At 71.9% G+C, this 12,702-nt stretch carries 9 protein-coding genes; 5 read left to right on the top strand and 4 right to left on the bottom strand.

What is annotated here, in order from left to right:
- The first annotated feature begins 51 nt into the window (after nucleotides 1-51).
- A complete protein-coding gene (dnaE, locus tag ACIBF7_RS12670) occupies nucleotides 52-3,579 on the top strand; it encodes a DNA polymerase III subunit alpha (RefSeq protein ID WP_397197131.1) in 3,528 nt (1,175 codons plus the stop codon).
- Nucleotides 3,580-3,674: 95 nt separating this feature from the next.
- The gene (locus tag ACIBF7_RS12665; RefSeq protein ID WP_397197130.1) at nucleotides 3,675-5,045 is read left to right on the top strand and encodes an amidase; all 1,371 of its coding nucleotides are present in this window, start codon (nucleotides 3,675-3,677) and stop codon (nucleotides 5,043-5,045) included.
- A gap of 5 nt (nucleotides 5,046-5,050) precedes the next feature.
- On the opposite strand, the gene ACIBF7_RS12660 is transcribed toward ACIBF7_RS12665, so the two are convergent.
- Complete coding sequence (locus ACIBF7_RS12660) at nucleotides 5,051-5,584, bottom strand: hypothetical protein (protein ID WP_397197129.1); 534 nt, start codon at nucleotides 5,582-5,584, stop codon at nucleotides 5,051-5,053.
- Between the two features lie 62 nt (nucleotides 5,585-5,646).
- Here ACIBF7_RS12660 and murA point away from each other — a divergent pair, with 62 nt between their 5' ends.
- Both murA and ACIBF7_RS12650 read left to right on the top strand, forming a co-directional pair.
- Nucleotides 5,647-6,954 carry a UDP-N-acetylglucosamine 1-carboxyvinyltransferase gene (gene murA / locus ACIBF7_RS12655; protein ID WP_271279071.1) on the top strand — a complete coding sequence of 436 codons (1,308 nt, stop codon included), beginning with the start codon at nucleotides 5,647-5,649 and terminating at the stop codon, nucleotides 6,952-6,954.
- A gap of 55 nt (nucleotides 6,955-7,009) precedes the next feature.
- The gene (locus tag ACIBF7_RS12650; protein ID WP_397197128.1) at nucleotides 7,010-9,220 is read left to right on the top strand and encodes a transglycosylase domain-containing protein; all 2,211 of its coding nucleotides are present in this window, start codon (nucleotides 7,010-7,012) and stop codon (nucleotides 9,218-9,220) included.
- Between the two features lie 4 nt (nucleotides 9,221-9,224).
- On the opposite strand, the gene ybaK is transcribed toward ACIBF7_RS12650, so the two are convergent.
- Both ybaK and ACIBF7_RS12640 read right to left on the bottom strand, forming a co-directional pair.
- Complete coding sequence (gene ybaK, locus ACIBF7_RS12645; RefSeq protein ID WP_148032650.1) at nucleotides 9,225-9,719, bottom strand: Cys-tRNA(Pro) deacylase; 495 nt, start codon at nucleotides 9,717-9,719, stop codon at nucleotides 9,225-9,227.
- 18 nt (nucleotides 9,720-9,737) lie between these two features.
- Complete coding sequence (locus ACIBF7_RS12640; protein ID WP_148032649.1) at nucleotides 9,738-10,481, bottom strand: helix-turn-helix domain-containing protein; 744 nt, start codon at nucleotides 10,479-10,481, stop codon at nucleotides 9,738-9,740.
- Nucleotides 10,482-10,539: 58 nt separating this feature from the next.
- Here ACIBF7_RS12640 and ACIBF7_RS12635 point away from each other — a divergent pair, with 58 nt between their 5' ends.
- Nucleotides 10,540-11,679, top strand: coding sequence for an MFS transporter (locus tag ACIBF7_RS12635; protein WP_397197127.1), 1,140 nt, complete (start codon nucleotides 10,540-10,542; stop codon nucleotides 11,677-11,679).
- Between the two features lie 12 nt (nucleotides 11,680-11,691).
- On the opposite strand, the gene ligD is transcribed toward ACIBF7_RS12635, so the two are convergent.
- Nucleotides 11,692-12,696, bottom strand: a complete 1,005-nt coding sequence (ligD, locus tag ACIBF7_RS12630) for a non-homologous end-joining DNA ligase (RefSeq protein WP_397197126.1) — start codon at nucleotides 12,694-12,696, stop codon at nucleotides 11,692-11,694.
- Nucleotides 12,697-12,702: the final 6 nt, after the last annotated feature.

Raw genomic sequence — 12,702 nt, 5'->3', positions numbered from 1 at the left:
CCACTAGAGTCGGAGCGCACACCACACGTTCAGACCGGGAGGCGCCGCTCCATGTCGTCCAGCGACTCGTTCGTCCATCTGCACGTGCACACCGAATACTCCATGCTCGACGGGGCCGCGCGGCTCAAGCAGATGTTCAAGCAGGTCGGCGAGCTGGGCATGCCGGCGATCGCGATCACCGACCACGGCAACATGCACGGCGCCTACGACTTCTACCGGCAGGCGACCGGCGCGGGCGTCAAGCCGATCATCGGCATCGAGGCCTACGTCGCCCCCGCCTCGCGCTTCAACAAGAAGCCGGTGCTGTGGGGCGAGCCGCACCAGAAGAAGGACGACGTCTCCGCGGGCGGCTACTACACCCACATGACGATCTGGGCGCGCAACAAGACCGGCCTGCACAACCTGATGCGGCTGTCCTCGCGCGCCTACACCGAGGGCTTCGTCCGCAAGTGGGCGCGGATGGACGCCGAGATCCTCGCCGAGCACGCCGACGGGCTGATGGCCACCACCGGCTGCCCCTCCGGCGAGGTGCAGACCAGGCTCAGGCTCGGCCAGTACGACGAGGCGGTCAAGGCCGCCGCCAAGTTCCAGGACATCTTCGGCAAGGACAACTTCTTCCTGGAGGTCATGGACCACGGCCTCGACATCGAGCGCCGCGTCCGCGACGGGCTGACCCGCATCAGCAAGGAGCTGGGCATCCCGCCGCTGGTCACCAACGACTCCCACTACACCTACGAGTCCGACGCCTCCTCCCACGACGCCCTGCTCTGCATCCAGACCGGCAAGCAGCTGTCCGACCCCGACCGGTTCCGCTTCGACGGCAGCGGCTACTACATCAAGACCGCCGACGAGATGCGCGCCGTCGACTCCTCCGACCTGTGGGCCGAGGGCTGCCGCAACACGCTGCTGGTGGCCGAGAAGGTCGACCCCGCCGGGTTCTTCGAGCACAAGAACCTCATGCCGACCTTCCCCGTGCCCGACGGCCTGACCGAGGAGGAGTTCTTCCGCCAGGAGGTCTGGAGAGGGCTTGAGCGCCGCTTCCCCGAGGGCGTCGACGAGGAGCACCGCGCCTGGGTCGAGAACGAGCTGCGGGTCATCGTCCAGATGGGCTTCCCGAGCTACTTCCTCGTGGTCGCCGACTTCATCATGTGGGCGAAGAACAACGGCATCCGCGTCGGCCCCGGCCGTGGCTCCGCGGCCGGCTCCCTGGTGGCGTACGCGCTCGGCATCACCGACCTCGACCCGATCCCGCACGGCCTGATCTTCGAGCGGTTCCTCAACCCCGAGCGCGTCTCCATGCCCGACGTCGACATCGACTTCGACGAGCGCAGGCGCGGCGACGTGATCCGCTACGTCACGGAGAAGTGGGGCGCCGACAAGGTCGCGATGATCGCCACGTTCGGCACCATCAAGGCCAAGGCCGCCATCAAGGACGCCGGCCGCGTCCTGGGCTACCCGTACGCCCTCGGCGACAAGGTCTCCAAGGCGTTCCCGCCCGCCGTGATGGGCAAGGACATCCCGCTGTCGGGCATCTTCGACAGCGACCACCCCCGCTACGCCGAGGCGGGCGAGCTGCGCAGGCTCTACGAGGAGGACGTCGACGTCAAGGCGACGATCGACCTCGGCAAGGGCCTGGAGGGCCTGATCAGGCAGACCGGCGTGCACGCCGCCGGCGTGATCATGTCCGCCGAGGTGCTGACCGACCACATCCCGATCATGCGCCGCGACTCCGACGGTGTGATCATCACGCAGTTCGACTACCCGACCTGCGAGACGCTCGGCCTGCTGAAGATGGACTTCCTGGGCCTGCGCAACCTCACGATCATCGACGACTGCCTGAAGATGATCGAGGCCACCACCGGCGAGCAGATCGACCTGCTGGCGCTGCCGCTCGACGACCGCAAGGCCTACGAGCTGCTGGCCCGCGGCGACACGCTGGGCATCTTCCAGCTCGACGGCGGCGGCATGCGCTCGCTGCTGCGGCTCATGCGCCCCGACAACTTCGAAGACATCTCCGCCGCCCTCGCGCTCTACCGCCCCGGCCCGATGGGCGCCAACTCCCACACCAACTACGCCCTGCGCAAGAACGGCCAGCAGGAGATCACCCCGATCCACCCTGAGCTCGAAGAGCCGCTCAAGGAGATCCTTTCCACGACCCACGGCCTGATCGTCTATCAGGAGCAGGTCATGGCCATCGCGCAGAAGGTCGCCAACTACTCGCTGGGCGGCGCCGACCTGCTGCGGCGCGCGATGGGCAAGAAGAAGAAGTCCGAGCTCGACAAGCAGTTCGTGACCTTCGAGCAGGGCATGAAGGACAACGGCTTCTCCGCCGCCGCCATCAAGGCGCTGTGGGACATCCTGCTGCCGTTCTCCGACTACGCCTTCAACAAGGCCCACACCGCCGGCTACGGCCTGGTGTCCTACTGGACGGCCTACCTCAAGGCCAACCACCCCGCCGCCTACATGGCCGCGCTGCTGTCGTCGGTCAAGGACGACAAGGACAAGTCGGCCCTCTACCTCAACGAGTGCCGCCGGATGGGCATCAAGGTGTTCCCGCCGGACGTCAACGACTCCGACTTCGACTTCACCCCGCGCGGCACCGACATCCGCTTCGGCCTGTCGGCCATCCGCAACGTGGGCGCCAACGTCGTCGACGGCATCATCAACGCGCGCAAGGAGAAGGGCCGCTTCGCCGACTTCAAGGACTTCCTGCGCAAGGTGCCGACGCTCGTCTGCAACAAGCGCGTCATCGAGTCGCTGATCAAGGCCGGCGCGTTCGACTCGCTCGGCCATGTCCGCAAGGGCCTGGTCATGGTGCACGAACAGGCCGTCGACGCGATCATCGACATCAAGAAGAACGAGGCCATCGGCCAGGACTCGCTGTTCGGCGCGATCGAGGGCGGCGAGGACCAGACCTTCGACGTGCAGATCCCGGTGGGCGAGTGGGACAAGACCACGCTGCTGCAGTTCGAGCGGGAGATGCTCGGCCTGTACGTGTCCGACCACCCGCTGTTCGGCGTCGAGCACATCCTGGCCGCCGGGGCCGACTGCTCGATCGCGGCGCTGCAGGACGACAGCCGTCCCGACGGCCAGGTGGTCACCGTCGGCGGCATCCTGTCGGGCGTGCAGCGCAAGGTCACCAAGAAGGGCGACACGTGGGTGCTCACCCAGCTTGAGGACCTGGAGGGCGCCATCGAGGTGATGATCTTCCCGTCGGCCTACCAGCTCTGCTCGACGATCCTGGCCGAGGACGCGATCGTGTTCGTCAAGGGCCGCATCGACAAGCGCGAGGACATCGGCAAGATCATCGCGATGGAGGTGACGGCCCCCGACCTCACCCAGGAGGCCGGCGGGCCGCTGCTGGTGAGCCTGCCGCTCAACCGCTGCACCGCCCCCGTGGTGAGCAGGCTCAAGGAGATCCTGACCACCCACCCCGGCACCTCCGAGGTCCACCTCCAGGTCCACAACGGCCCCAAGACGACCGTCCTGCGGGTCGACGACCGGCTGCGGGTGGCGCCGTCACCGGCGCTGATGGGCGATCTGAAGCAACTGCTCGGCCCGGCCTGCCTGGGGGCCTGACCCGTCCGCCGGTGGCGGAGTTCGACCAGGCCGGGGCCGCTGCCTGGGCAGACCTCGCCATCGTGAGCCGCCCCCGGGTGGGGGAGGATCACGGGGTGAGCGAACTGCACTACCTGAGCGCCACCGAGCTCAGCCATCTGATCCGTACCCGCCAGGTGAGCGCGGTCGAGGTGCTCCAGGCCCACCTCGACCGCATCGAGCAGGTCAACCCCCGGGTCAACGCCGTCGTGACCCTCGTCGCCGAACAGGCCATGGACGCCGCCAAGGCCGCCGACGCCGTCGAGCCGGTCGGCCCGCTGCACGGCGTCCCGGTCGCGCACAAGGACCTCACCGACACCGCGGGGATCCGGACCACCTACGGCTCGCCGCTGTTCGCCGGTCACGTGCCGGAGCGTGACGACCTGGTGGTGCGGCGGCTGAAGGCGGCGGGCGCGATCACCGTGGGCAAGACCAACACGCCCGAGTTCGGCACCGGCTCCCACACCGTCAACGACGTGTTCGGCCTCACCCGCAACCCGTACGACCTGACCAGGTCCGCCGGCGGCAGCAGCGGCGGCGCGGCGGCGGCGCTGGCCACCGGGATGGTGCCGCTGGCCGACGGCTCCGACATGGGCGGGTCGCTGCGCAACCCCGCGTCGTTCTGCAACGTGGCCGGGCTGCGGCCCACGCCGGGGCGGGTGCCGGCGGTCTCCGAGATCGCGGCCTGGTACACGCTGTCGGTGCAGGGGCCGATGGCCAGGAACGTCGACGACCTGAGCCTGATGCTGTCGGTCATCTCCGGGTTCGACCCGCGCTCGCCGTACGCGATCAAGGAGGCGTACGCGCCCGACCCGGAGGAGGGGGTGGCAGGGCTGCGCGTGGCGTGGAGCCCCGACCTCGGCGGGCTGCCGGTCGACGCCGCGACGGCGGCGGTCACCGCGACCGCGCCCGCGGTGTTCGAGCGGCTCGGCGCCCGCGTGGAGGAGGTCGAGCTGGACCTGGCGGACGCCGAGGTGGCCTTCCGCACCTACCGCGCGTGGTTCTACGCGCTGGCCTACGGCGAACTCGACGGGCTCGGGGCCAACACCGCGTGGAACGTCGAGCGGGGGCGCGAGGTCACCGGCGCCGACCTGGCCCGCGCCGAGCGCGCCCGCAGCCGTCTCTACCAGCGGATGGCGGACTTCTTCGACTCCTATGACGTGCTCATCGCCCCGGTCAGCCAGGTGCCGCCGTTCCCGGCGGAGGAGCCGTACGTGCGCGCGATCGACGGCGTGGAGCTGCCCGACTACCTGGCGTGGATGCGGTCCGCCTACTGGGTCAGCGTGCTGCACGCCCCGGCCGCGTCCGTCCCCGCCGGGTTCACGCCGTCGGGGCTGCCGGTGGGGGTCCAGATCATCGGCCGTCCCTTCGCCGACGCCCGCGTCCTGCGGGTGGCCCGCGCCTTCGAACAGGCCACCGGCCACGCCTCGCACCATCCGCCCCTCTGACGGCCTCAGCCGGGCGGGGGAGCGCCGTCCCCGGTGGGTGGGTGGGGCTTGCGGAGGGGGGACTCGCGGTAGCCGTGCATGCCCTCCAGGAACCCGAAGAGCCCCACCGCGAGCATCGGCCACGACACCAGGACGCCCTTGGCCGTCAGATCAAGCGGGCCGGGGACGAACGTGACGCCGGGGAAGGCCGAGGCCTCGACGGTGACGACGCCCACGGTGACGGTCGTGCCGATCCACCAGGCGGCCAGGGCGCCCACGGCCCCGCCCAGGCAGAGCCCCAGGAGGACCGGGAGCTGGACGCGGCGGCTGAGGAACCAGGCCAGCGCCCCGCACGCCAGCCCCAGCCCGCCGGTGATCGTGGCGAACCAGCCGTCCGCCGCGATGAGCGCCTGCGTGGACGGGTCCGCCAGCGCCGGCGCCTGGTCGAAGACCCGGTACGGAGGCCGCGGCGACAGGGCGGACCACAGGAGGCCGGCGGGAAGCCCGAGGGCGGCGAGTGCGAGGACAGTGATCGCGAACGCGCGTACTTCCCTCGTCACGCCACGCCCCTTCAATCGCCGGCAGGACCAGATCGATGGTATCTCCCGGTTAGGCTCACTTCGTGATTGAAGAGAAGGTCTGGGTGATAGAACCCTCTGGCCCGCTTCGCGGCGATGTCGTGGTGCGCGGGTCGAAGAACGGGGTCTCCAAGCACATGGTCGCCGCCATGCTCGGCGGCGGCGAGAGCACCATCCACAACGCCCCCGAGGTGGGCGAGGTCGGCATCACCGCCGCCATGCTGGAGGCGCTCGGCATCCACGTCGAGATCAGCAAGACGGAGATCCGCATCGGCCGGGGCCAGGAGATCAGGCCGCGGGTGCCCGACGCGTTCACCGGGCTGAACCGCATCCCGATCCTCATGCTGGGCCCGCTGCTGCACCTGGCGGGGGAGGCGTTCGTGCCGCTGGTCGGCGGTGACCCGATCGGGCGGCGGCCGATCAACTTCCACGTGGAGGCGCTGCGCGCGATGGGCGCCGAGGTGGAGGTCGGTGACACCGGCGTGTTCGCCAAGGCGGGACGGCTCCACGGCACCCGCCTGGAGCTGCCGTACCCGAGCGTGGGCGCGACCGAGACGATCCTCATGTCCGCGGTCCTGGCCGAGGGCAAGACCGTGCTGAAGAACGCGGCCACCGAGCCCGAGGTGGTGGAGCTGGCGCTGTTCCTGCAGCGGATGGGCGCCATGATCGAGCTGTCGCCGGACCGCCGGATCGTCATCGAGGGCGTGGAGCGGCTGCGCGGCGCCTCGACCTGGCTGGCCGGCGACCGCATCGAGGCGTTCTCGTACCTCGCGGCGGGGCTGATCACCGGCGGCGAGGTGCGCGTGCACGGCTGCCCGCAGGACCGGCTGGTCACCGCGATCACCACGCTGGCCAGGATGGGCGCCCGGTTCGACATCAACGACGAGTACCTGTGCGCCACCGCGCCGCCGGAAGGGCTGCGGGCGGCGGCCGTGCAGACCGACACCCATCCGGGGTTCATGACCGACTGGCAGACGCCGCTCATGGTGCTGTTCACGCAGAGCCAGGGGATGTCGGTGCTGCACGAGACGGTGTTCGAGAACCGCCTGGTGTACGTGCCGGCGCTGAAGAGCATGGGCTGCGAGATCGAGGTGTTCGACCAGTGCCTCGGCGGCCCCGCCTGCCGCTACCACGACACCAACGCGCGCCACTCGGCCGTCGTGCGCGGGGTGTCCCAGCTGCGGGGCGCCGACGTGACGCTGCCCGACATCCGGGCCGGGTTCTCCGCGGTGCTGGCCGCAGCCGTGGCCGACGGGCGCTCGACGCTGCGCGGCGTGCACCACATCGAGCGCGGCTACCACCACCCGTTCGAGCAGTTCCAGTCACTTGGTCTGAACATCAGCAGAGGTTAGTAAAGAGACAGGAATCGGGCGTTTGCCGGGGATCGGGCGGTCGCACATCAATGTCGTGACTGTCCGCACATCCATCGCCACGCTCGGCATGGTGGGCGCCCTCGGCGGGGTGCTGGTCGCGGCGTTCGCCGCGCCCGTCGTCGCCGGGGCGGGCCTGGCCGCGAAGGGCACCGCCGACACCTTCACGCACCTGCCGCCGGCGCCGCGCGAGGAGCCGCTCAGCGAGGTGACGCGGCTGGTGGACGCGAGCGGGCACACCTTCGCCCAGTTCTACCAGGCCAACCGGACCACGGTACGGCTGGACCAGGTGGCGCCGGTGATGCGGCAGGCCATCGTGGCGATCGAGGACGCCCGCTTCTACGAGCACGGCGGCATGGACGTCATCGGCACGCTCCGGGCGCTCATCGCCAACACCCGGGCGGGCTCCATCAAGCAGGGCGGTTCCTCGCTCACCCAGCAGCTGGTGAAGAACATCCTGGTGGAGAGCGCCAAGACCGAGGAGGAACGGGACCGGGCCCGCGCCCCCAGCGTCTCCCGCAAGATCCACGAGCTGCGGCTGGCGCTGGCGATGGAACGCAAGTACCGCAAGGGCGAAATCCTGGAGAAGTACCTGAACATCGCCTACTTCGGCGCCGGCGCGCACGGCGTCGAGGCGGCGGCCAGGCGCTTCTTCTCCACCTCGGCCGCCGAGCTGACCCTCACCGAGGCGGCCACCCTGGCCGGGGCCGTGCGCACCCCGTACTCGACCGACCCGTCCATCGGCCGCGCGCAGCGCGCGCGCCTCAAGGAACGCCGCGACCTGGTGCTCGACCGCATGGCGGGACTCAAGCTGATCACCCGCGAACAGGCGTCCGAGGCCAAGGCGAGCGCGCTCGGGCTGAAGCTGAAGCCCGAGCCCGGCGGCTGCTCGCAGAGCGAGCACCCGTACTTCTGCATGTACGTGCACCGCGAGCTGCTGACGAACGAGGTCTTCGGCAGCACGGCGGCGGTACGGCGGGCCCGCATGGAACGCGGCGGGCTGGTGATCAGGACCAGCCTGAACCCGAAGGCGCAGAAGGCCGCGGAGCGGGCCATCAGGGAACGGGTGAACCCCGACGACACCGAGGTGGCCGCCGAGGCGATGGTGGAGCCCGGCACCGGCTGGATCCGGGCGATGGCCGCCAGCAAGAAGGTCGGGCCGGGCAAGAAGGGGGGCCCGCGCACCACCTACAACCTGGTCGCCGACGTCCGGCACGGCGGCGGGCAGGGGCTGCAGGCGGGCTCCACGTTCAAGGTGTTCACGCTGGTCACCGCGCTCAAGGAGGGCTGGCGGTTCGGCGACGGGTTCGACACCCCGGGGTCGCTGGTGCCCTCGAAGGGTTACCGGGACTGCGCGGGCAAGCCGGTCAACGACCCGTCGGCGCAGGTGTTCAACGCCGGCGGCGAGGGCAGCGACGGCGGCCCGCACAGCCTGGAGACCGGCACCTGGAAGTCGGTCAACATCTTCTACATGATGCTGGAGCGCAAGGTCGGCCTGTGCGACGTGGTCAAGACCGCCAGGGAGCTCGGCGTCGTCAGGGCCGACGGGCGGCCGCTGCGCGAGGTGCCGACGTTCACGCTGGGCGTCAACGAGATGGACCCGCTCACGGTCGCGGCCTCGTTCGCCGCGCTCGGGGCCCGCGGCCGGTACTGCCGCCCGCTGGCCATCGTGGAGATCGCCGACAGGAACGACCGGCGCACCCGCGTGCGGCCCGACTGCCACCAGGCGATCGAGCGGCCCGTCGCCGACGCGGTCAGCCACGTGCTGACCGGCGTGTTCGACAAGGGCACGATGCGCGGCCAGGACCCGGGCATGCCCGCCGCCGGCAAGACCGGCACCAACAACGGCTACACCTCGGCCTGGTTCGCCGGCTACACGCCCCGGCTCGCCGCCGCGGTCAGCGTCGGCGACATCCGCGGCTCCTACCGCCACCCGCTGAGGGACGTGGAGATCGGCGGCCAGTACTACGGCTCGGTGCAGGGCGCCTCACTGCCGGGACCGATCTGGGTGGACTCGATGCGGCGGGCGCTGCGGGGCGAGGAGAACCGGGGCTTCCACGGCCCCGACATGTCGCGCTTCGGCGGCGGTCACACGCCGGGCCTGGAGGAGGCGCTGGCGGAGGAGCGGGGGGAGACGCGCGAGAGGGGCGACCGCCGCGGTCGCGACCACCCGATCTCCAAGCGGCACCGCAAGATCATCGAATGGCTGCTCGGCGAGCGGCGGCACCCGCCGCGCAACCGGTGGTGAGGCGTCAGGCGGGCTTGCCGATGGGCGCCGTCACGGCCCCGGTCAGCTCGATCAGGCTGGCCGGCGCGGTCTCGATCTGCAGCCCGCGCTTGCCGGCCGAGAAGTAGACCGTCTCGAACTCCAGCGCCGAGGAGTCGACCACGGTCGGCAGCCGCTTGCGCTGCCCGAGCGGGCTGATGCCGCCCACCACGTAGCCCGTCACCCGCTCCACCTTGGCCGCGTCGGCCATCGCCGCGCGCTTGCCGCCGAGCGCCGAGGCCAGCGCCTTGAGGTCGAGCTTGCCCGCCACCGGCACCACCGCGACGGCCAGGCCGCCCTCGGTCTCGGCCACCAGGGTCTTGAAGATCCGCTCGTAGGGGACGCCGAGCGCGTCGGCGGCCTCCTCGCCATAGGCCTGCGCGGCGGGGTCGTGATCGTACGGGTGGAGCGTGAACTCCGCCTTGGCCCGCTCCAGCGCGACGGTGGCGGGGGTGCCGCCCTTGGTCTTCGACTTGCCCACAGGACGAGTGTAGCGAATCTACAATGTAAAGGCGCGGCCGGGGGTGTACCCGAGCGCCCGCCGGAACGCGTCGATGAAGGCGCTCGCCGACGACCAGCCGCACCGGTGCGCCACCTGGGTGACGGCGCCGCCCTCGGCCAGGAGCAGCAGCGCGTGGTGCAGCCTGAGCTGGGTGCGCCACTGCGGGAACGTCATGCCGAGCTCGGCCCGGCAGAGCCTGGCCAGGGTCCGGTCGCTGGTGCCCGCGTCGGCGGCGTGCCGGGCGAGCGTCCGCGGGTCCGCCGGGTCGGCGTGCAGCGCGGCGCAGACGGCCGCCAGGCGCGGGTCGCGCGGCGTGGGCAGGTGCAGCGGCTGCTCGGGGGAGCGGCGCAACCGGTCGAGGAGCACGGCGAGCAGCCGGCCGCGCTCCCCGCCGTCCGGGCCGGCCTGTGCCGCCTCGCCGGTGTAGGCGATGATCAGCTCGCGGAGCAGCGGGCCGACGGCGAGGACGGCGGGGCGGCCCAGGCCCAGCGGGTTGGCGGTGAGGCCGACCAGCCGCACCTCGGTGGCGCCGTGGGCGCGGTGCTCGTGCACGGTGCCCGCCGGGATCCAGATGGCGCGGTTGGCCGGGGCGACCCAGGTGCCGGCGCCGGTGGTGACGGAGAGGACGCCGTGGCGGGCGTAGACGATCTGGTGGGTGTCGTGGCGGTGGGCGTCGATGCCGCTTCCCGGCGCCAGGGGGCGGAGGCCGGTGGGCGCCTGCGGCAGATGGCGGATTTCCATGACAAGTTGGCACTTTATCGGAAGCGCGCCATCCAACGGCCCGGCGATGATCGGGGGCGTGCGGGCGAACAAGGTGGGGATGCTGGCGGCCGGCCACGCCGGGGTGGACGTCTACCAGGGGGCGGTGCCCGCGCTGGTGCCGTTCCTGGTGGCCGAGCGCGGTTACGGGTACGTGGCGGTGTCGGGTGTGGTGCTGGCCGCGACGCTGCTGTCGTCGGTGGTGCAGCCGGTGTTCGGGGCGCTGGCGGACCGGTGGCGGATGCCGTGGCTGATCCCGGCCAGCATGGTGACGGCGGGGCTCGGGGTGGCGCTGAGCGGGGTGACGGACTCGTACGCGCTGACCTGGCTGGCGGTGGCGCTGTCGGGGCTGGGCGTGGCCGCGTACCACCCGGAGTCGGCGCGGCTGGCGAGGATCGCCAGCGCGGGCAGCCACGTGCGGATGAGCTGGTTCTCGCTGGGCGGGACGCTGGGGTTCGCGTCGGCGCCGGTGCTGGTGACGCCGCTGCTGGCGGTGGGCGGGCTGGGCGCCTCGCCGTGGCTCGTGGTGCCGGGGGTGGTCGGCGCGCTGGTGACGCTGCCGGTGATCCGGGCGCTGTCGGGGCGCGGTGCGGCGCGCGGCGCGGCGGCGGAGGCCTCGGGGCGCGACGACTGGGCGTCGTTCGCCCGGCTGACGCTGGTGATCGTCTTCCGGTCGGTGGTGTACGTGGGGCTGAGCGCCTTCATGGCCCTGTACGCCGGGGGCGGGGCGGCAGGGGCGGTGGCGCTGTTCGTGCTGTTCGGGGGCGGGGCCGTGGGCACGGTGCTGGGCGGCAGGCTGGCCGCGCGGTGGGGCCGGGTGCGGGCGATGCGGGCGGCCTACGCGGCGAGCGTCCCGGCGGTGGCCGGGGTGGTGCTGGCGCCGGGGCCGCTGATGTACGTGTTCGTCGCGGCGGCGGCGATCACCCTGTACGCGCCGTTCTCGCTGCACGTGACGCTGGGCCAGGACTACCTGCCGCGGCGGGTGGGCACGGCGGGCGGGGTGACGCTGGGGCTGGCGGTGAGCGCGGGCGGGCTGGCCAGCCCGCTGGTCGGCTGGGTGGCGGAGACGGCGTCGCTGCGGGTGGCGCTGGGCTGCCTGGCGCTGGTCGCGATACCGGCCTGGCTGCTGTCGCGCACGCTGGCGGAGCCGTCCAGGCCCGCCGTCACGAGCGAGACCTGACGGCCGCCGCGGTCAGCCGACGGCGGAGGCGCCGCCCGGCGAGCCGGGGCCGATCAGGCGGACCTCGCCAGGCCGCCGGTCGGGGCGCAGGCCGCGCCAGGAAGGGTGGCGCAGCCGGTGGTCGCCGGTCACCTCGGCGTACTGGACCTCGCCGACCATGACGGGCCGCACCCAGTGGGCGCCGCGGGCGTGCTCGCGCGGCACCGGTTCGGCGAAGGGCGGGTCGTCCTGCTCCAGCGGGGCCAGGCGCCGGCGCAGGTCGCCCAGCATGGCCTCGGTGAAGCCGGTGCCGACGTGCCCGATGAACAGCAGGCGCCCGGCGTCGTCGTACGAGCCGAGCAGCAGGGAGCCGATGGTGCCTGAGCGCCGCCCGGAGCCGGGCTTCCAGCCGCCGATGACGACCTCGACGGCGCTGACGTTCTTGACCTTGGTCCACTCTCCGGTCCGCCTGCCGGGCCGGTAGGGGGAGGCGAGCCGCTTGCAGACGACGCCTTCGAGGCCGAGGCGGCGGGAGGAGGCGAAGGCGTCCTCGGCGTGGTCCTGGAAGCGGACGGGCACCTGCCAGCGGTAGCCGGGGGTGAAGACGGTCTCCAGCAGCTCGCGGCGTTCGGTGTAGGGCAGCTGGATGACGGGGTCGTCGTCGAGGTGCAGCAGGTCGAAGGCCATGAAGGTCACGGGCACGGTACGGGCGAGCTCGGCGACGCTGACCGGGTTGCGCTGGTGCATGCGCGGCTGGAGCGCGCCGAAGCTGGGGCGGCCGGCCTCGTCGAAGGCGACGATCTCGCCGTCGACGACGGCCTGGCGGCGTCCGGTGGCGCCGGCCATGAGCTGGAGCTCGGGGTAGGCGGAGGTGATGTCCTTGGCGTTGCGCGACATCAGCCGGACGGTGCCGCCGGCGATGTAGGCGATCGCGCGGACGCCGTCCCATTTCATCTCGACGGCCCATTCGTCCTGGTCGGCGGAGGGCAGCGCGCCGGCCTGGGCCAGCATCGGCGCATAGGTGGGCAGCGGCGCCATGACCGG

This window comes from Nonomuraea sp. NPDC050478 (assembly GCF_044458265.1).
Taxonomy (GTDB): Bacteria; Actinomycetota; Actinomycetes; order Streptosporangiales; family Streptosporangiaceae; genus Nonomuraea; species Nonomuraea ferruginea.
The sequence above is the reverse complement of the archived record's forward strand: the minus strand, read 5'-3'. Positions and strand labels throughout refer to the sequence as shown.